Source organism: Maribacter sp. X9, from assembly GCF_048537565.1.
Lineage (GTDB): Bacteria > Bacteroidota > Bacteroidia > Flavobacteriales > Flavobacteriaceae > Maribacter.
In genome coordinates this window covers 1,493,279-1,514,449 of sequence record NZ_CP183215.1, presented here as the reverse complement: position 1 = coordinate 1,514,449, position 21,171 = coordinate 1,493,279, and the positions used below count along the sequence as shown (strand labels likewise).

The 21,171-nt window shown below is 40.0% G+C and carries 15 protein-coding genes and 1 tRNA gene; 2 read left to right on the top strand and 14 right to left on the bottom strand.

What is annotated here, in order from left to right:
* Positions 1 to 18: 18 nt before the first annotated feature.
* Genes ACNR9Q_RS06340 through ACNR9Q_RS06310 form a run of 7 tightly spaced genes read right to left on the bottom strand, consistent with a single transcriptional unit; the run spans position 19 to position 9,879 of the window.
* A complete protein-coding gene (locus tag ACNR9Q_RS06340; RefSeq protein WP_419213769.1) occupies positions 19 to 1,104 on the bottom strand; it encodes a cytochrome c oxidase subunit II in 1,086 nt (361 codons plus the stop codon).
* Between the two features lie 32 nt (positions 1,105 to 1,136).
* Positions 1,137 to 2,459 carry a quinol:cytochrome C oxidoreductase gene (locus tag ACNR9Q_RS06335; protein WP_419213768.1) on the bottom strand — a complete coding sequence of 441 codons (1,323 nt, stop codon included), beginning with the start codon at positions 2,457 to 2,459 and terminating at the stop codon, positions 1,137 to 1,139.
* 15 nt (positions 2,460 to 2,474) lie between these two features.
* Positions 2,475 to 3,035 carry a c-type cytochrome gene (locus ACNR9Q_RS06330; RefSeq protein ID WP_419213767.1) on the bottom strand — a complete coding sequence of 187 codons (561 nt, stop codon included), beginning with the start codon at positions 3,033 to 3,035 and terminating at the stop codon, positions 2,475 to 2,477.
* A 2-nt stretch (positions 3,036 to 3,037) separates the two neighbouring features.
* Positions 3,038 to 3,568: a DUF3341 domain-containing protein gene (locus tag ACNR9Q_RS06325; protein WP_419213766.1), complete on the bottom strand. Its 531-nt coding sequence runs from the start codon at positions 3,566 to 3,568 to the stop codon at positions 3,038 to 3,040.
* A gap of 2 nt (positions 3,569 to 3,570) precedes the next feature.
* Positions 3,571 to 5,316, bottom strand: coding sequence for an NrfD/PsrC family molybdoenzyme membrane anchor subunit (gene nrfD / locus ACNR9Q_RS06320; RefSeq protein WP_419213765.1), 1,746 nt, complete (start codon positions 5,314 to 5,316; stop codon positions 3,571 to 3,573).
* A gap of 32 nt (positions 5,317 to 5,348) precedes the next feature.
* Entirely contained in the window at positions 5,349 to 8,471 is a 3,123-nt protein-coding gene (locus ACNR9Q_RS06315) for a TAT-variant-translocated molybdopterin oxidoreductase (RefSeq protein ID WP_419213764.1), read from the bottom strand.
* Positions 8,472 to 8,505: 34 nt separating this feature from the next.
* Positions 8,506 to 9,879 carry a c-type cytochrome gene (locus tag ACNR9Q_RS06310; RefSeq protein WP_419213763.1) on the bottom strand — a complete coding sequence of 458 codons (1,374 nt, stop codon included), beginning with the start codon at positions 9,877 to 9,879 and terminating at the stop codon, positions 8,506 to 8,508.
* Between the two features lie 232 nt (positions 9,880 to 10,111).
* Between ACNR9Q_RS06310 and ACNR9Q_RS06305 the strand changes: the two genes are divergently transcribed.
* Positions 10,112 to 10,483, top strand: a complete 372-nt coding sequence (locus ACNR9Q_RS06305; protein ID WP_419213762.1) for an SPOR domain-containing protein — start codon at positions 10,112 to 10,114, stop codon at positions 10,481 to 10,483.
* Between the two features lie 61 nt (positions 10,484 to 10,544).
* Here the strand turns inward: ACNR9Q_RS06305 and infB are convergent, their stop codons facing one another.
* The 5 genes from infB to ACNR9Q_RS06280 form a co-directional block, all read right to left on the bottom strand.
* Entirely contained in the window at positions 10,545 to 13,295 is a 2,751-nt protein-coding gene (infB, locus tag ACNR9Q_RS06300; protein WP_419213761.1) for a translation initiation factor IF-2, read from the bottom strand.
* A 42-nt stretch (positions 13,296 to 13,337) separates the two neighbouring features.
* Positions 13,338 to 14,570: a transcription termination factor NusA gene (gene nusA / locus ACNR9Q_RS06295; RefSeq protein ID WP_419213760.1), complete on the bottom strand. Its 1,233-nt coding sequence runs from the start codon at positions 14,568 to 14,570 to the stop codon at positions 13,338 to 13,340.
* A 12-nt stretch (positions 14,571 to 14,582) separates the two neighbouring features.
* The gene (gene rimP / locus ACNR9Q_RS06290) at positions 14,583 to 15,044 is read right to left on the bottom strand and encodes a ribosome assembly cofactor RimP (RefSeq protein WP_419213759.1); all 462 of its coding nucleotides are present in this window, start codon (positions 15,042 to 15,044) and stop codon (positions 14,583 to 14,585) included.
* A 257-nt stretch (positions 15,045 to 15,301) separates the two neighbouring features.
* Complete coding sequence (locus tag ACNR9Q_RS06285; protein WP_419213758.1) at positions 15,302 to 15,634, bottom strand: hypothetical protein; 333 nt, start codon at positions 15,632 to 15,634, stop codon at positions 15,302 to 15,304.
* Positions 15,635 to 15,871: 237 nt separating this feature from the next.
* Positions 15,872 to 15,942 (bottom strand) — tRNA-Gln (locus ACNR9Q_RS06280).
* Between the two features lie 169 nt (positions 15,943 to 16,111).
* Here ACNR9Q_RS06280 and ACNR9Q_RS06275 point away from each other — a divergent pair.
* A complete protein-coding gene (locus ACNR9Q_RS06275) occupies positions 16,112 to 19,465 on the top strand; it encodes a DUF2723 domain-containing protein (protein ID WP_419213757.1) in 3,354 nt (1,117 codons plus the stop codon).
* A gap of 59 nt (positions 19,466 to 19,524) precedes the next feature.
* Here ACNR9Q_RS06275 and ACNR9Q_RS06270 read toward each other — a convergent pair whose 3' ends face one another.
* A complete protein-coding gene (locus ACNR9Q_RS06270) occupies positions 19,525 to 19,821 on the bottom strand; it encodes a thioredoxin family protein (RefSeq protein ID WP_419213756.1) in 297 nt (98 codons plus the stop codon).
* Positions 19,822 to 19,913: 92 nt separating this feature from the next.
* A complete protein-coding gene (locus ACNR9Q_RS06265; RefSeq protein WP_419213755.1) occupies positions 19,914 to 21,143 on the bottom strand; it encodes a metallophosphoesterase in 1,230 nt (409 codons plus the stop codon).
* Positions 21,144 to 21,171: the final 28 nt, after the last annotated feature.

Genomic DNA, 21,171 nt, shown 5'->3' with positions numbered 1-21,171 from the left:
ATTGTAGAGATAATCTAACTATTCTCCTACCGATGCTGTCGGGTTAGAATCATCCTTCATAACCGTTTCAGCAAATGTTGATTGTCCCTTCATCCATTCATTATACTCTTCCTCTGTCTCAACAACTATCTTCATTTGCATATTATAATGTGATTTACCACATATTTTATTACAAAGTAAGATATAATCGAATTGCCAAGGATCTAAAACCTCGCCACTATTTTCAGACTTTTCTGCACGTATTTTGTTGGTTCTTTTGACCTTTTCCATGATATCTGGATTGCTTCTCATTTCTTCAGTTGTGTGAATTGGAGTAAATGAAAATTGGGTAATCATACCTGGAACACAGTTCATCTGTGCCCTAAAATGAGGCATATATGCAGAGTGCAGAACATCTTGTGAACGCATTTTAAAATTCACCTTTCTCCCAACCGGTAAATGTAATTCCTTTACGATAACATCATCTGCAGCATAAGAATCGGACTCATCCAATCCTAATACATTGGCTTTGTCAATATCAATCATTCTAACATTTGCCCCTCCCAAAACATTATCAGCACCACCGTATCTAGCTGTCCAATTGAATTGTTGGGCATAAAGCTCTACGATCAGCGGATCATCCTCATCATTTACGTCCATGATATTGGTCCATGTGTAAAGACCCCATAAGATCAGGCCCGCAAGAACAATCACCGGTATGATGGTCCAAATAAACTCTAAACGATCATTATCGGCATAAAACAAAGCTTTCTGACCTTCTTTACCACGATATTTATATCCGAAATAGTGTAATAAAGCCTGTGTGATGGTCTGTACAATAAAAATGATTATGAAGGAAACCAACATCAGATAATCATACTCCTCCCCATGGGCAGAACCTGCTTCCGGTAAGAGAAACTTACCGTACTTCCAAAAGCTGAAAATCGTAATTCCGTAAATGAATACCAAAAAGGCGAACAACATGTATCCATTGTTCTTATTATCGCTATCTGTTGCTATTTGGTACTTAGCCGTTTTAAGCTGTGATAATTCAAATATCTTGGTCAATTGCCAGATAGCAATCGCCACCAGTACTAAAACAGCTAGAGTTAAAAATGTCGTCATCGTATATATAAATGTTATACTTTACTTTTCTACTAATAATGAAAGTGTCTACTCTCCTCAATAAAAGGATTCCTTTTTGGCTGCAATGGTGCCGTTGAAAGTGCCCTGAATACCCAAAAAATAAATAATCCTGCAAAAAATAATACCGCACCTATTTCAGGAATACCGATAAACCATTGATCTCCTACAGTAGAAGGCATGATTGCGTTGAAAATATCCATATAATGTCCTGCCAATATTACAATCCCCGTCATGATTACGAACCAATTAATTCTTTTGTAATCACTGTTCATCAATAGCAGAACAGGGAATAAAAAGTTCATGGCCACCATACCAAAGAACGGTAGTCTGTAATCAGCAATCCTAGTCACGTAATAGGTAACCTCTTCGGGTATGTTCGAATACCAAATCAACATAAACTGAGAGAACCACAAATAAGTCCAAAAAATACTAATACCGAACATAAATTTCGCCAAATCGTGAATATGGCTATCATTAACATCGGGCAATAATCCTTTAGACTTCAAATAAATGGTAACCATTGCAATTACGGTTATTCCAGATACAAACATACTTGCGAAAATATACCAACCAAATAGAGTACTGAACCAATGCGGCTCAACGCTCATTATCCAATCCCAAGACATTATAGATTCTGAAATCAAATAAAAGACTAGAAAACCAGCAGAAATTCTAAAGTTTAATTTGAAATTTTCATTGTCATCAGACTCATCTTGTTGTAAGGACAGTTTTCTAGAATATTCTCTATAGCCAATCCAACCTGCTAAAAATATCGCTGCCCTTATCAAGAAAAAAGTAGGGTTCAAATATCCAGATTTGCCTTGCAATAAAGCATCGTGAGCCACTACGCTTTCATCCATCCATATAAATAAATGATTCATATGTAAAACAGATAGTAATAGAATAACGAATACAATAATACCCCCTGGCACTAAATAGGAGGTAATACCTTCCATTACCCTAAATAACAACGGGGACCAACCTGCCTGTGCAGCTCGCTGTATGGCATAAAAAGCCAACACACCCAAAGCTATCATCATAAAGAAAAAAGCAGCCACATACAAAGCGGCCCAAGGCTTGTTCTTTAATTGATCTAACAAATGTTGATCATGCGATGTACCGTGCTCTTCTACTACGGTATGATCGCTTTCTGGGGATGCATGCGAAGCCTCGGCCCCATGTACATCACCGTGACCTTCGTCATGACTGGCCACGATAGCTTTTGCTTCTTCAACTGTTCCAGGAGCCATAACAAAACCACCAATAATACCTAACAGTCCAACTGCCATCAGAATAATGGAACCTATTTTTAGTCTATTTGAAAACGTATACATAGTATTGTTTACCTATTATTTGGTTAAATCTTGTTTCAATTGCATTACATACTCAGATACTTGCCACATTTCTTCTGTATTCATTTGTGACGCGTACGACCCCATGGAATTCAATCCATAATGAATAGTATAGTAGGCAGTTCCTACCGTAATATTACGTACCGGATCAGCATAACTAGGAACACCCAATATTTTCTCCCTTTTCACCAAAGTACCCTGTCCGTCACCCTTATCTCCATGACAAATAGCACAGTATATGGTATACAAAGCACCGCCCTTTGCCAAATTCTTTTCCGTATTCATAGAATCTAAAGGACTAGCTTGCAATCTAGCCATCTCCTTTCCTTCGGGGGAATTCTCTATTTCATAAGGCAACCAACCCCTATTTATCGTATTTGCCGGTGGAACCATAGCTTCTGACTGATTCGGTAAAAAATCGGCCTCGCCATAGGCTTCATAACCGACGGGCACATACATATTCGGCATGTACTGATAATTTGGAACACTATCGTCTTGGCAAGAAGTTACCAAAACAACCAGGGCAAATAAAAATCCTATTTTATTAAAACTGTTCATATTTAATGACTGTTTTTTTCTGACACATTAATTTCGACCGCACCGGTATCCATCAACAAATCTCTTAATTCCTGTTCGTTATCATGGATTTCAATTTCCATTAAAAAGTGATCATCCGTTGTTCTTACATCAGGGTTTTCAGCTTTCTTGAACGGCCATAACCTACTTCTCAAGTAAAAGGTAATCACCATTAAATGCGCAGCAAAGAATACAGTAAGCTCGAACATAATCGGAACGAAAGCTGGCATATTTTCAATATAACTAAAACTTGGTTTACCTCCGATATCCTGGGGCCAATCAACTATCATAATGTAGTTCATCATTACAACGGCGACAGTTAAACCCACACAACCATATAAAAAGGATGTTATGGCTATTCTCGTAGGAGCCAATCCCATTGCCTTGTCTAACCCATGAACTGGAAAAGGACAGTAGACCTCCTCTATGTGATGCTTCGCTGCTTTAACCTTTTTAACGGCAAGCATCAATACATCATCATCGTCGTAAAAAGCATGTATAACTTTAGATGCCATAATTATCTTTTGTTATTTAATAAAATTGTTGCCTGTCCTGCCCAATCATCGCGCTGCGCCCTACCGGGAAATGAACCAGTAATCGAATCCAATAAATTGTATTCTCTTTCGGTCATACGTGCTACCTGAGCAAAGGTGTAAATTCCTATTTGATTCAAGGTTGCTTCCATTTGAGGACCTATGCCTTTTATCTTTTTCAAATTATCCGGTTGCTGTGTTGTTGGGTCATATGTCCCAACCGCACTAAGTAAATCAGAAACACCAATTTTATCCCCTATCGGGGGTACAACTTCACCCATAAGAACATCATCGGTAATAGGCTCTTCCACCCTTACCTTAGCAGTAGGAATTTGATATAATGGCTTTCCAGCTTCACGTAATCTCTTATACCTTTCCCCAGAAGATTTTAAAATGGACTTAACTTCAGCCTGTGCAATTACAGGGAATGTTCTAGCATACAATAAGAACAAGACAAAGAAAAATCCTATGGTACCAATAAATATTCCAATATCGACAAAAGTTGGAGAGAACATAGTCCATGAAGATGGAAGATAATCACGGTGCAACGAGGTTACGATAATCACGAATCTTTCAAACCACATTCCTATGTTCACCACAATGGAGATAAAGAAAGAGAACATGATACTTGTTCTAAGTTTTTTGAACCACATGAACTGTGGAGAAAACACGTTACAGGTCATCATGGACCAATATGCCCACCAATAAGGCCCTGTAGCTCTGTTCAAGAATGCATATTGCTCATATTCAACACCAGAGTACCATGCCATAAACAATTCGGTAATGTAGGCACAACCTACAATAGAACCGGTAAGCATGATTACAATGTTCATTAATTCAATATGCTGAATGGTAATATAATTTTCTAAGTGACACACCTTCCGCATAATTATCAATAAGGTATTCACCATGGCAAATCCTGAGAAAATAGCCCCAGCAACGAAATAGGGAGGGAATATAGTCGTATGCCAACCAGGTATTACCGATGTAGCAAAGTCAAAGGATACAATAGTATGCACTGAAAGTACCAAGGGCGTTGCCAAACCGGCCAAGACTAATGAAACTTCCTCGAACCGCTGCCAATCTTTAGCACGACCTGTCCAACCAAAACTTAATAAGCTGTATATCTTTTTCTGAAAAGGCAACACTGCCCTATCACGGATCATTGCGAAATCAGGAAGTAAACCCGTCCACCAGAATACTAATGAAACCGATAAATACGTTGAAATCGCAAATACGTCCCAAAGCAATGGTGAGTTAAAGTTCACCCATAGTGATCCAAATTGGTTAGGAATAGGAAGTACCCAATACGCCAACCATGGCCTACCCATGTGTATAATAGGGAATAACCCTGCCTGAACAACCGAGAAAATTGTCATTGCTTCCGCTGAACGGTTTATAGCCATTCTCCATTTCTGACGGAACAATAATAATACTGCGGAAATCAATGTACCGGCGTGACCAATACCTACCCACCAAACGAAGTTGGTGATATCCCAAGCCCAGTTCACGGTTTTGTTAAGTCCCCAAGTACCGATACCGGTAGAGACCGTATAAATTATACAACCTACTCCCCAAAGAAATGCCACTAAGGCAATGGAAAAAACTATCCACCAATGCTTATTCGCTCTTCCTTCAACAGGAGCGGCTATATCCACTGTTACATCGTGGTAGCCTTTGTCTCCAATCACAAGGGGTTTTCGTATAGGTGCTTCGTAATGCGACGCCATAGACTTTTGTTATAATTACTTTCTAGTATTGTTTACGCTTCGTTTGTATTTCTAACCTTAACATGATAGAACACATTCGGTTTTGTTCCCACATGCTCCAATAAATGATACATGCGGTCACTCTCCTTTAATTCTGACACTTTACTCTTCTCGTCATTAACATCCCCAAAAACAATCGCTCCGTTGCCACAAGCAGAAGAACAAGCCGTTTGGAACTCTCCATCCTCAATAACACGTCCATCACGTTTGGCATCCAAGATTGTCTTTTGTGTTTTTTGAATACACATTGAACATTTCTCGATAACACCTCTTGAACGTACGTTCACATCTGGGTTTAATACCATTTTACCCAAATCGTTGTTCATATGGAAATCGAACTCATCATTGTTATTATAAAGGAACCAGTTAAATCGACGTACTTTATACGGACAGTTGTTGGCACAATACCTTGTTCCGACACACCTATTATACGCCATTTGATTCTGACCTTGCCTACCGTGCGAAGTTGCCGCGACCGGACAAACAGTTTCACAAGGCGCATGGTTACAGTGTTGGCACATCACAGGTTGAAAAGCAACTTGAGGATTTTCAGATGGATCTTCCAATTCACCAAAACCACTTAAAGATCCTTTATCTCCCGTTAACCCATCAAATTCATCCTTTTTGATATCATCCTGCTCAAAAGTTTCTTCAGAAGAATAATACCTATCGATACGCAACCAGTGCATATCCCTAGATTTTCTTACTTCTGCCTTACCTACTACAGGAACATTATTTTCAGCATGGCATGCAATAACACAAGCACCACAACCGGTACACGCATTTAAATCGATGGACATATTGAAGTGATGCCCAATGGAGCGATCAAAACTATCCCACAAATCTACCGAGGTAGCCGGAACTTCTTGATGATCCAAAGAAACCATAGGCATCTCGTTCCATTCCGCATGATCTTTGGTATTGAATATCTCCAAGGTAGTTTCCTTGATGATATCGCCCCTACCCATAAGGGTCTTATGCAATTGAATACAGGCAAATTCATGATTACCTGCTACTTTTTCTAAACTTACGGACTGATTGGCATTAAAACCCTCATACAGCAAAAAGGCGTTAACACCAGTTTGCATCTCCTCTTTCATTCCCACCTTTTTACCATAACCAAAAGACAGTCCAACAGATCCTTTAGCCTGACCTGGTTGCACAACAACAGGAACTTTCTCCAAACTTACACCATTAACAGTAAGCTTAACATAATTACCGTCCATTCCACCATTGGCAACGTTTACATTTTCTACCCCCAAAGCTTCTGCATCAGCCTTAGAAATTGTAACATAATTATCCCAAGAAACTCTTGTAATCGGATCGGGGAATTCTTGCAACCACGGATTATTAGCCTGCTGACCATCTCCCATACCTACTTTGGAATACAAGGTAAGTTCCATTCCTTCACCGGTTGAATTAGCCAAACTACGTATTGCAGAAGCTATAGGCGTTACTTCTACAACCTCAATTTCACCTTCTTCAGAGGAAACCACATTTTCAGCAGCACCTTCAGCATTGACAACCATCGTATCAGTGCTAAAAACACCATCTTGTAAAGCTTGGTTCCAATTAGCTCCGTTCAATATTGACTCAGACCAAGTTTCCCTTATGAAATCGTAATAGGTTTGATCACTACCCAACCACTCCAAAACAACCGTTTGAAATTGTTTCGTATCGAACAATTCTTTAATAGTAGGCTGCATTAGACTATAATGTCCTTTCTTTATTTCGGCGTCTCCCCAAGATTCTAAATAATGATTAGAAGCACCTACATATTGAACCGCCTCTGTAGTTTCATTCCAATTGGTAGAGAAAGCCACCGAAAGATCAACCTTCTCCAAACCTTCTTTGAAATCTGATACATTAGGTAAAGAATACAATGGATTTACACCATCCATTATAAGGGCACCGATCCTACCAGCCTTCATATCAGCGATCAAGGCATTGACCGCTTTTACATTTCCTTTTCTAGTATATTTTGGAGCAGCAGCATCAAATGCTTTACTACCCAACATTTCGTTTATGGCCAAAACCACAGCCTGTGCATTCACATCATCCAAACCGGTAACCAGCACGGCACTCGAACCAGCTTTCTTAATTTCGGAAGCCAACATATCAACCGTAGCATCGTACTCAGAAGTGTTTCCCGCAACGGATGTTCCGTTTAATTTACCATACAACTTAGCCAAAACCACCTTTTGAGCGCTCGGCTTCAAGGCAATACGTTTATCTGCATTTGCTCCCGTTAAAGACATATTTGCCTCTAGCTGCACATGCCTCGACATTTTTCCATTTTTAGGAACCCGACCCTTAGAATATCCGGAATCAAAACCACCACCTTGCCAATCAGCAAGAAAATCGGCTCCAAAAGAAACAATCAACCCAGCTTTCTCAAAATCATAATCGGCCAAGGCACGTTCACCATATTTGTTTTCAAAAGCCGTAAGTGCGGCATCTTGGGATATCGCATCGTAAGTTACGTGCACCACATTTTCATTTGACGCCATTAACGTTGACAACAAACGATCCGTAGATGGACTTGCGTAAGTTTGGGTAAGCAATGCAATTTTCCTGGAAGAACCTTTAAGACCTCCCAATTTTGCCTTCACCGTTGCATTGAGAACATCCCACTCCACAGGCTCACCGTTAGCCAAAGGACCTTGCAATCGCGTACTATCGTACAAGGAAAGTACAGAACCTTGAATTCTAGCATTTGCAGAACCACTAACCTTTGCCATGGTGTTGTTCTCTACCTTAATAGGACGCCCTTCACGCGTCTTTATTAAGATGCTCGCAAAATCAAAGCCATTTGCAATGGTTGTCGCATAATAATTCGCAACACCAGGAACTATATTTTCTGGGAGAACTACATAAGGTATCGATTTTATGACCGGACCCTCACAAGCCGCCAAAGAAGCCGCAGCGGTACTAAAACCAACATACTTCAAGAAATCCCTTCGGTTCGTACTTGTGGAAGACAACTTTTCCTTGTCACCCAAGAAATCATCAACAGGAATCTGCTCTACAAATTCGTTCTGTCTTAGCGCCTCAACAATGGAATCGTTAGGATTTAACTCCGCTTCGTTTTTCCAATATTTTTTGTTTGATGCCATACGTATTATCTGTAATTAGCTTCTTTAAATTAGTTTAATAATGACACTTTCCACATTCCAGTCCACCCATTTGAGCAGCTGTCAAACTTTCAACACCATACTTTTTGGAAAGTTCAGCATGAATTTTTTCATAATATTCATTACCCTCGACCTTAACATTGGTCTCCCTGTGACAATTTACACACCAACCCATGGTCAAAGGGGCAAATTGGTACATAATCTCCATTTCCTGAACATGACCATGACAGGTCTGACATTCAACACCCGCAACGGATACGTGTTGGGAATGATTGAAATAAGCGAAATCAGGAAGGTTGTGAATACGAACCCACTCTACGGGTTGACTTTCACCCGTATACTTTTGATTGGCTTCATCCCAACCCACAGCCTTATATAGTTTCTTTATTTCGCCCGTATAGAACTCATTGGTGTAACCATTTTCCATATCCTCCTTAGAAGGACCTTCTGGATTACCCGAATATTCGTAAATAGATTTATGACAATTCATACAGACGTTCAAAGAAGGAATTCCAGAAGTCTTTGAAACTCTTGCGGAAGAATGACAATATTTACATTCAATCTTGTTATCACCTGCGTGAATTTTGTGAGAATAATGAATAGGCTGAATAGGCGCATAACCCTGATCCACACCCACCTGCATCATCCAACCATAAGCGAAATAAGCACTCCCCAATAAAAGCAAAATAGCTGTAACCAAAACCAAAAACTGGTTTTGGGCAAAAGCCTTCCAAATTGGCGTTCTTTTTTCAGCCTTTTCCTTTTCAATAACGATACCGTTAGCCTGAGCGATTCGTTGCAAGGTTTTGTTCACCAACAACAACATCACAACCAACAGACCAAAAACCAAGACCAATGCACCCAAGATAATTTCATTGGAAACCCCAGAACCACTTCCAGAACCACTATCCGTAACTTCTGCAGTTCCCGCAGCAGGAGTAGCAGCGGACGGCGCAGGAGCGGCGGTGTACGCCAAAATATTATCGATGTCTTGATTGGACAATGTAGGAAACGGTGTCATAGCAGCCTGATTGTACTGCGCATATAATTTATTGGCATAAGCATCACCGGACTTAATCACCCCAGGGCTATTCTTTATCCATGCGTAAAGCCAATCCCTACCTAATCCCTCATCTGCTTGCAGTCTGCTTTCAACATTAGCCAATGCAGGACCTGTCATTTTACGGTTCAAGGCATGACAAGCGGCACAATTTTGATTGAACAACGCTTTACCCTTGGCAGCATCCCCACCTCCGGCGGTAGCTTCAGTACTGGCCGTTTCGGCCGGAGCAGCATCTTGAGCATTGATTGAGACTGAAAAAAGCAGGAAAGCTATTAGGGAAAATCCTAAAATCTTATAAAACTGATTTCGGTATGGAACCTTTTTCATATATCGAATATTTCTATCGGAATCTTGGCACGATTTTGGTCTTACATGTCACCAATTAATACTCATCAAATGCCTAAATCGGTGACAAAAATACGACATAGACTTTATTTGAAAAATGTTAATGTATTTATAATTTACAATTTAGAAAAATTCTAAATAAACTTCGATTTATGTGTTTGATCCTTAATAATTTACTTTTGTCAGATCAAAAAATTAAACCTAATTAAAGCTTATGAAGACGATAAGTACCCTTCTATTTGCTGTATGTTTTGCACATGTTAGCTATTCCCAAGGCGCACAGGTAAACATTCAGCAAGATGATAAAATTGATAAATTGCTCGAAATCTACAAATCTGCCTTAAGCAGTACCGAATATTATCAAATACAGGTAGGGTTCGGGAATTCCTCAAAGGCTCAAGAAATAAAATCGAATGTCGAAATTGATTTTCCAGAGCTACCCTCACGTATTGATTTTGACTCACCAACGTACCGGGTTCGTCTAGGGAAATTCAAAACAAAATTAGAGGCGGAACGAAAGTTCAATGAAGTAAGGATCAAATACCCCGACGCCATGTTACTAAAACCAAAAAAATCGACCAAATAGGTCGATTTTTTTTATTGTACACTTCAACTATAATCTCAAATGAGATAATTCAAATTCAAAATTATTTAGATTTCAGTTTCTTCTTCACAGCGACTTCTTGGAATGCCTCTACAATATCACCTTCAGCGATATCATTGTAATTCTTAACCTGAAGTCCACAGTCATAACCTTTGGCAACTTCCTTCACATCATCCTTAAATCGTTTTAAAGAAGATAAAGTTCCTGTATAGATAACAACCCCATCACGTATTAAACGAATATTTGAGTTCCTAAATATTTTTCCACTAGTCACCATACAACCGGCGATCGTTCCAATTTTAGAAATCTTAAAGGTCTCCCTTATTTCAGCAGTACCGCTGATTTCCTCTTTCATTTCTGGAGACAGCATTCCTTCCATGGCATCCTTGAGATCATTGATAGCATCGTAAATAATAGAATACATGCGGATATCTATCTCTTCTTTCTCTGCGATAGACTTGGCATTACCCATCGGCCTAACATTAAAACCGATAATCACCGCATCGGAAGCAGAAGCTAACAATACATCGGATTCAGTTATTGGACCAACGGCTTTATGTATGATATTCACTTGAATTTCATCGGTAGACAGTTTTTGGAACGAATCGGTAAGGGCCTCTACAGAACCATCGACATCACCCTTCAGGATAATATTAAGTTCCTTGAATTCACCAAGCGCGATTCTTCTTCCAATTTCATCCAACGTAATATGACGTTGCGTTCTTACCGATTGTTCGCGTTGCAATTGAGATCTTCTGGAAGCGATCTGTTTCGCCTCACGCTCATCTTGCAACACATAAAACTTATCCCCTGCTTGAGGAGCACCATCAAGCCCAAGAATGGATATCGGTCTTGAAGGACCAACCTCACTCACAATCTTTCCTCTTTCATCCTGCATCGCCTTTATCTTACCACTCGTGGTACCGGCCAATACATAATCTCCTATCTTCAATGTTCCCGCCTGAACCAAAATTGTGGAAACATAACCTTTTCCTTTATCAAGGAACGCCTCTACCACCGTACCGGTCGCAAGCTTATCTGGATTAGCTTTCAACTCTAATATCTCTGCCTCCAACAATACCTTCTCCAACAACTCCTTAACTCCCGCCCCTGTTTTTGCTGAAATATCATGGGATTGAATCTTACCTCCCCAATCTTCTACCAACAAATTCATCTGCGCCAGACCTTCTTTAATCTTATCTGGATTTGCGGTTGGTTTATCAATTTTGTTAATAGCAAATACAATAGGTACGCCTGCCGCTTGTGCATGGCTTATAGCTTCTTTGGTCTGCGGCATAATGTCATCATCGGCTGCAACCACGATTATCGCAATATCGGTAACTTGGGCACCCCTTGCACGCATGGCGGTAAACGCCTCGTGACCTGGTGTATCCAAGAATGCAATACGTTCTCCATTCTCTAAAGTAACTCCGTAAGCACCGATATGTTGAGTGATTCCACCACTTTCTCCAGCAATTACATTTTCTTCACGGATGTAATCCAATAATGAAGTTTTACCATGGTCAACGTGACCCATTACGGTAACGATTGGAGCTCTAGGTTTTAAATCTTCTGGAGCATCTTTCTCTTCAACGATACTTTCATCGATATCAGCAGTCACAAAATCGACTTCGTACCCGAACTCATCTGCCACAATGGATAATGTTTCAGCATCTAAGCGCTGATTCATCGTTACCATGATGCCTAAGGACATACAGGCAGATATTATTTCTGTAGTCGAAACATCCATCATCGTAGCTACTTCGCTCGCCGTAACGAATTCGGTTACTTTAAGGATTTTACTTTGTAGTTCCTGTTGTTCTAGATCTTTCTCCGTTTGCTCACGGTGCTGATCTCGTTTACTTCTTCTATATTTTGCGCCTTTACCTTTTTTGGACTTTCCTTGCAGTTTTTCAAGGGTTTCGCGCACTTGTTTTTGTACATCTTCTTCAGTAGGCTCAACCTTATTAACGGTTGCGAATCGCCCCCTACCCCTTCTATCACCAGCACCTGTATTCGTATTCGGAGCAGTTCGGGTTTGACCTGGGCCGGACGGATTTTTGGTAACGATACGCCTTCTACGCTTCTTACGATCGGTCTTGTCCAAAGGTTTTTTCTCCTCTTTCTTTTTCTTAGGCTTTTCGAACTTGCTAAGATCTATCTTAGCACCTGCTATCTTAGGACCGGATAACTTTTGATACTGCGTTTCAAGGGTTGTTGGCTCGTCAGAAGCAGGTTTTTCAGAAGTAGGTTTTTCAACTTCTTTAGACGCTTCTTCCTTTTTAGGCTCATCTTTCTGTTCCACAGGAACCTCCTTAGGCTTCTCTGCCTCTACTTTAGAGACTTCCTTAACCTCTTCTTTTTCTATCTTAACCTCTGCCTTAGGAATTTCCTTTTTAGGCTCTTCCTGTTTCTTTTTGGGACTTAGGTCAATTTTACCTACCATTTTAGGACCGGCCAATTCGACCTTGCCCAATAGGGTATTTTCTTTTTCAGTATCGGCAGTTCTACGTTCACGGGCCAGGCGACGTTCCTCTTGTTCCTTTTCTAACTGAATTCGGATTTCTTCCTTTTCCTTACGTTTTTCCTCGCCGACTTCCTTCGAAGCAACTTTCTTGCTCTTATCCGTTTGAAACTCATCAAGTAAAACCTGATACACCTCATCGGAAATTTTAGTGGTAGGCCTTGCATCCACATCATGTCCTTTCCCGTTAAGAAAGTCCACTGCCCTATCCAAGGAAATATTAAGTTCGCGAAGAACTTTATTAAGCCTTATTTTCGCATTATCTGCCATAAATACTGATTCCCGTTCTTTTATTTAAGTGCTAATATATAGCTAATCTTCTAATTCTTCTTTTAGGATGCGTACAACTTCTAAAATTGTTTCCTCTTCCAAATCTGTACGCTTCACTAAATCGTCGACATCTTGTTCCAAAACGCTACGCGCTGTATCCATCCCAATCTTCTTGAATTCTTCGATAATCCAAGCATCGATCTCATCTGAGAACTCCGTTAATTCAACGTCTTCTTCAACACCTTCACGGAACACATCTATCTCATAACCTGTTAGTTGCCCCGCCAATCTTATATTATGACCACCCCTACCTATTGCCTTTGAAACCTCTTCTGGCTTAAGGTAAACCTGAGCCGTCATTTTCTCATCGTTCAGTTTAACGGAGGAAACTCTAGCCGGGCTCAAAGCTCTTGTAACCAATAACTGCGGATTGGCCGTCCAGTTAATAACATCGATATTTTCGTTACCCAATTCACGAACAATGCCATGAATTCGAGATCCTTTCATACCTACACAAGCACCTACAGGATCAATACGATCGTCATAAGAATCAACGGCAACTTTTGCTTTTTCCCCTGGTATCCTGACCGCTTTTTTAACTGTAATCAATCCGTCAAAAACCTCTGGGATTTCTTGGAAGAACAGTTGCTCCAAAAATTTAGGGGAGCTTCGTGACATAATAATTGTCGGTTTCGCCCCTTTCAATTCCACACTTTCAATAATACCCCTTACATTATCACCTTTACGGAAGAAATCAGATGGTATCTGACGATCCTTCGGTAAAATAATTTCATTTCCTTCGTCATCCAATAAAATTATGGCCTTATGACGAATATGATGTACTTCTGCGGTATAAATTTCACCTTCTAAGTCTTTAAAGTGCTTATAAATAGTAGTATTATCATGCTCATGAATCTTTGAAATAAGGTTTTGACGTAACGCCAAAATAGCCCTTCTTCCTAAATTGATCAGCTTCACCTCTTCTGACACATCTTCACCAACCTCAAAATCTGGCTCGATTTTACGTGCTTCGGATAACGATATTTCTTCATTGGGCTCTTCAACCTCCCCGTCATTGACTACGACACGGTTACGCCAAATCTCCAAATCCCCTTTATCTGGGTTAATAATGATATCAAAGTTATCATCTGAACCAAACTTCTTTTTAAGCGCATTTCTAAAAACATCTTCCAAAATGGCCATCAATGTTACCCTGTCTATGAACTTATCGTCCTTAAACTCTGAGAAAGATTCAATCAACGCAATATTTTCCATTTGTAATTACAATTAAAATTTTAATACAACTTTAGCTTTTTTAATATCTGAAAAATTTAATTCTTTTGTTTTCTGAACCGTCACTTTTCCTTTTCCGATCGGTTTAGGCTCCCTTGCCTTCCATTCCAACACAATAGATTCGTCATTAACGGCCGTTAAATTCCCCTCCAACGTTTCATCATTGGTCTGTACCTCCAACTTTCTTCCAATATTTTTCAAATACTGCCGGGGCATGACCAATGGAGCAGTGGCACCTGCCGAAGCAACCTCAAGTGAAAAATCATGTTCTTCACGATCTAGATTATGTTCTATAGCCCTACTTATGTTAATACAATCCTTAACGGTGACACCGTGGTCACCATCGATTACAACATGAATACTATTATCTGCACCCATGGTAAAATCAATCAAAAAGAGAGATGGATCTTCTTCGAGACCCTGTTCCAATAATTGTTTTACTTTTTCCTTTAACATAAACAATAAGTAATAAAAGAGGGGACTAATTGTCCCCTCATGAATACGTTTATATCCTTTCAGCAGTGCAAATATACAATAATTTTAATTTCCTACAATAGCACACCATACCCTAATACTTTCAATATGAAAAGAATCAAATAAGAAATGAAACTTCAAGCATATTAAAAAAGCAGCAATATCAATGAATCTATTTCAAGGGAAAACAGAATACGACTGTAATTAATATAAAAGCGAAAGTTTAGAAATGGGAAGACTCATCGAGGCCCGAACGAAGCCTGCACTTCTTGCTGATCACTACGCACTTGCAATTGTTCTTGGCTTAAACTATCAACTTCTTTACGAAAACGAAGAATCATCAGCGTATCCAATTGCTGATCTATACTATCTTGCATTACGCGCCAGTTGCTAGAATTCATTTTATGATTGTACTCCATAATCTTATTAAAGCGATCCAAGTTGTATCGATTCGCTTTCCAAGCATGGGTGGTACTCTCTTCGTGTTTTAAGTCTTGCAGATAAAAACCAACACCAAACCCTACTACAACAACAAGAAGAAGAATTTTTAAAACTTTCGGGGACAAGTTCATTTGGTTATTTATTTACGTGCGAAATTAAGAAAAACGCTTACTACAACGGTTTCTTTTCCGATGAATTAATAGCGTTATCGGTTTAAATGTACAAAAATAATACAATTCACATAATACTTTTCCTATACAATTGACTCGACACTTTTTAAATACAGCAACCGGACTAAAAAATTTGGGACAAAAAGCAAAAATCCCAAAAATCGAATGATTTTTGGGATTTTATTTTTTTCTTATTAGTTGGCCCACAAGGACTCGAACCTTGAATGACGGTACCAAAAACCGGAGTGTTACCATTACACCATGGGCCAATACCTTATAAGAGGGTGCAAATTTAAAACAAAGTTTGGTTTCTCCAAATATTTTTTAGGGTATTAATAAAAATATTACTCGGTACTGTGATGTTAAAGGTTTATAAAAATAGTGTAGGCTTCTCTATATAAATTAGTAAATTCGCCGCTTAGGTTTAACCGAAGTTTCATGTTTTCAAAGAACTACCAAAAGTGGGACACCTTATTGGGATGGTCCGTATTTTTAATAGCCCTTATCACCTATTATATAACCGTCGAACCCACGAATAGTTTTTGGGATGCCGGTGAATATATAGCCACAGCCGCTAAATTGCAAGTTGGTCACCCTCCAGGGGCGCCTTTATTACAAATGATCGGGGCATTCTTTTCAATGTTCGCTCTTGAACCGAACAAAGTGGCCATGATGGTTAACTTGGTTTCTGGAGTATCGAGCGCCTTCACGATTTTGTTCATGTTCTGGACCATTACCAATATCACCCGGAAATTGATAGAAAAAGACGGTCCTCTAACAAATAGCAAGGCCATAGCCGTATTCGGCAGCGGTATAGTGGGTTCACTCGCCTTCACCTACTCAGATAGTTTCTGGTTCAACGCCGTTGAGACTGAGGTATATGCCATGGCCAGTTTTATCATGGCGTTATTGTTATGGCTAGGCCTGAAATGGACCGACAACCTTGAGGACCCCCGTGGTAACCGATGGATCGTTCTAATTTCCTTTGTAGTCGGGCTTACCTTCGGGATTCAGTTCATGGGCTTTTTGGCCATTCCCTCCATAGGATTGCTTTACTATTTCAAGACCTATAAAAAGACAACGGTCAAAAACTTCCTTTTGGCCAATATAGCCGTGATCGCCATTCTTATGTTGGTCTATAAATTCTCGTTGACCTATGTACTTCAACTTTTTGGTTGGGGAGAAGTGTTTTTCATCAATAGCATTGGTTTACCTTTCAACTCCGGGTCCATTATAATTGGCATACTTTTCATTACCGCTTTTTATTTGGGGCTGAACTATACCCGCAAAAACAATTATAAAACCGGGAATACGATCGTTCTTTGTTTAATGTTCCTTTTCCTAGGCTTTTCATCATGGCTTATGCTACCAATTCGTGCAAATGCCAATGTCATTATCAACGAAAACAATCCTGAAGATGCCAGGGCACTATTGGCTTATTATAATAGGGAACAATATCCGGGCGTGGACAGCCCCGTTTACGGCACCTACTATTCAGATATGTTCGCAGTTCCAGGTGAGGACCAAGATGGTAAACCTAAATATGAAAAGGATTATACCCTTGGCAAATATATTATCGTCAATAAATATAAAAATTCGGTGCAGGGGCCCAATCCAAAACATCAAGGGCTACTGCCTCGAATGTGGAGTTCACAGAACGCAGAAAACTACATGCGTTATTTTGGAGCGTTGGACTTTAAGATTACCCAGCCAAGCCAAGAACTTAAGGAAGCTGCCGATCAAGTAAAAACAGGCTTTGCCAACGGAGAAATCGATGCCGACCAGTACATCAGTTTCTTAAAACGGTTCGATGATTATATAGAAGTGGAACCACCATCCCTTTGGGATAATATCAAGTATATGTTCGAATTTCAGTTCGACTATATGTACTTACGCTACTTCATGTGGAACTTTGTTGGGAAACAGAACGATGTTCAAGGCCGCTACAATGAAAACGGTAACTGGCTGAGCGGTATCAACTTTATAGATAGTTGGCGCTTGGGTAGTCAAAAAAATCTACCAAGCGACATTAAAAATAATCCCGGTAGAAATACCTATTTCTTCCTCCCACTCCTATTGGGAATCATCGGCATTGTGTTCCAATTTTCAAAGGACAGCAAACAATTCTGGGTATTGCTGATTTTCTTCCTATTTACAGGCCTGGCAATACAGTTCTATACCAACCCGGGTATTTTTCAACCTAGGGAACGAGACTATTCCCTAGTGGGTTCCTTTTACATTTTTGCCATATGGATCGGTCTAGGGGTTTATGGATTATATGATGGTTTCAAGGATTGGGTCACTCCAAAAATTCTGGCTCCCGTTGTAGTCTTGGTAGCTCTATTAGCCGTACCTACAGTGATGGCCGTTCAGAATTGGGACGATCATGACCGATCCAATCGTTTTACTGCAAATTCATCAGCAAAAGCTTATTTGGATTCAACACAAGAAGATGCCGGTGCCATATTGTTTACCATAGGTGACAACGATACCTTCCCTATTTGGTATGCCCAAGAAATAGAAAATTACAGAACCGATGTTCGTATTGTGTGCACCAGCCTTTTTGAGACGGATTGGTATGTTGACCAAATGAAGAAAAAGGCTTATGAGAGCGATCCGATCCCTTCCCAGATTTCCCATGAGAAGTATAGACTAGGATCGCGTGATGTACTCTACCATCAAGGTATTACCGAAAATAGATGGCCGATCAAAGATTTCATCAACTGGATCGATAGTGATAAGCCGCGAACAAAATTGAAATATCTTTTCGAACAGAACGGTGCCGATATAAGCCAATATTCAGAGGATACCCAGAACATGGTATATTACCCAACTAACAAGATAAGGGTGCCCGTGAACAAACAGAATGTTCTGGAAAGTGGTCTCGTAAAGCAAAAAGATGCCGATCTCATCGTAGATTACATAGATATCGACCTGCCAGGCGCCATTACCAAGAAAAGTATGATGATGCTCGACATTCTAGCGAACAACGACTGGAAACGCCCTTTGTATTTTTCTGGGGGCAGCTTCGATGATGCCGAATACCTTTGGATGAAGGATTATTTACAATTGGACGGACTTGCCTATAAATTGGTGCCTATCCGTACCGAACGCCCTAATTCCTTTGAACTAGGACGCATTGATACCGACCTCATGTACGACATCGTCACCAAATGGGGCTGGGGCAATTCGGGTGACCCCGATGTTTACCTTGACACCCAAACGCGCATCCAGAGCGTTTCGTTCAGAGGTAACCTGGCCAGATTGATGGAGGCCTTGATCAAGGAGAATAAAATGGATAAGGCCAAGGATATCATAGAGATTTCCATCAAGAACATGCCTGTAGAGAGTTTTGGATATTATACGTTGGTCGAACCATTTATAGATGGATATTACAAAGTTGGCGAGACCCAAAAGGCCCGATCACTTTTCGGAACCTTGAAGAAAAAATATCAGGAGCGGTTGGAATATTATGCGTCCACAACTTTAGATGAACAATACCGACACATCGATGACATCATCGCAGACATGGAGGCTTACCGACGCAATATCGATACCGTTATAGCGAACGACACAGAGGACACAGCCGACAAAGAAACCTTAGTCTTCAACGAGTATATCGATAAGTTCCAACATTTTTACAAGGATGAAGATGATATGGAACTACCGGAAGGAGAACTTGAAATTGACCCTGATATGATCGATACCATCCCTGTTTCGGATACCATTCTTCCGGACAATACTAAAACGGATATTTTAGAAGACACCATAGGGATACCCGTTCAACAATAAATACGGCTTTGGGCTTAGGCCCAAAGCTACTTTTCAGAAAGAAAAAATAGTAGGAAGTTTTAAATGTATTCTTTAAGGATACCTATGAGGGTATTGGCATCTTGCTCACCACTTTGGCGCCATACCATCTCCCCCTTTTTATAAATCATAAGTGTGGGCAATCCTTTTACACGTAAAGCTTGGGAAAGCTCTTTATTCTTATCCACATCGATTTTAATCACCTTTCCTTTATCTCCTAAAGCTGCGGCAACATCCCTAAGAACCGGATGCATTGAGGTCGATTGTTCATTCCATTCGGCATAAAAATCCAGTAGCACTGGTACCTTTAAATCTATAAGCTCACCAAATTTGGACATAAATAATGCTTTACTATGTTAGCCAAATGTAATAAAAATTGTTAAAATACCACCGTTGGCAATGTTTTTGTAACCGCGTAAGAGGGTTAAAATCATGTTAATGCCTTTTTTCGCAACGTAATCACGGTTATTTCTGGCCAAATTCCTACGCGTCCTGGATATCCCAAAAAGCCAAAACCTCTATTCACATTGATAAACTGGCCCATTTCCTTGTATATCCCGGCCCAATAGGGATACCTCCATTTCACCGGACTCCATTTCACCCATCCTGGAATTTCAATTCCAAATTGCATCCCATGGGTATGTCCGCTTAAGGTCAAATGATAGTGATACGCATCAGCGATGACCTCCATTTCCCAATGTGAAGGGTCATGGCTCATTAATATCTTGAAATCATCTTTATTAATTTGGGAAGCTGCCTTTTTAAGGTCGCCTGCTTTTTTAAAACCGCCTTTACCCCAATTTTCAACACCTACCAATGCAATTTTATCGGCTCCTTTTTGCAAGTAACGGTGTTCATTGAGCAGTAGGTCGAATCCCATTTGCTTTTGTAAATCTTTAAGGTCTTCTAAATTTTGTGCTTTAGCCTCCTCTGTTTCCCAGGGAATATAATCGCCATAATCATGGTTTCCCAAAACGGAGTATTTACCATCTTTGGCATGAAGCGTACTGAACAAATCGGCCCACGGCAGCATTTCAGAAGTCATGTTATTGACCATATCTCCCGTAAACAAAAGCAGATCGCTGTTCTGTTTATTAATAAGATTTACGCCATATTCGATCATTTTACGATCATCAAAGCTACCACTATGGATATCTGAAATTTGAGTGATCTGATACCCATCAAAACCGTCGGGAAGGTCTTCGAATTCCAAGTCATATTTTAAAACCTTGAAATTATATTTGCCCTTATACATTCCATACAGCAAAGCTCCAAAAGGAATGGAAGCGATTCCCAGCGCAATCAGACTTAAAAATCGTCTACGTGCAGGCAACCCGAACTCCTTTTCCACACCAAAGAATTTTTGATAAAGTCCGGTTACGATTCTGAATAAATCCTCAGAAAACAAAAAGATAATCGTAACAATGTTAAACGCAAGAATGGTCAACAAGAAACCGAAAGCATAACTTTTAGGAATACTTAAGACCCGACCTGCCTCCTCACCGACCGAAAATCGATAAATAAAATTAATTAGAACGGCCAAAGAAATGAGAATGTAGATATAGGACCACCAAGGTTGTTTGGTTATGGCTTTTAACGCTTGCAACACATAAAAGGCCAATGCTATATAAACCAGGGTAAAAATAATCCAACGCGTCATACGTGTTTTTCTACAAAGATATCCGTAA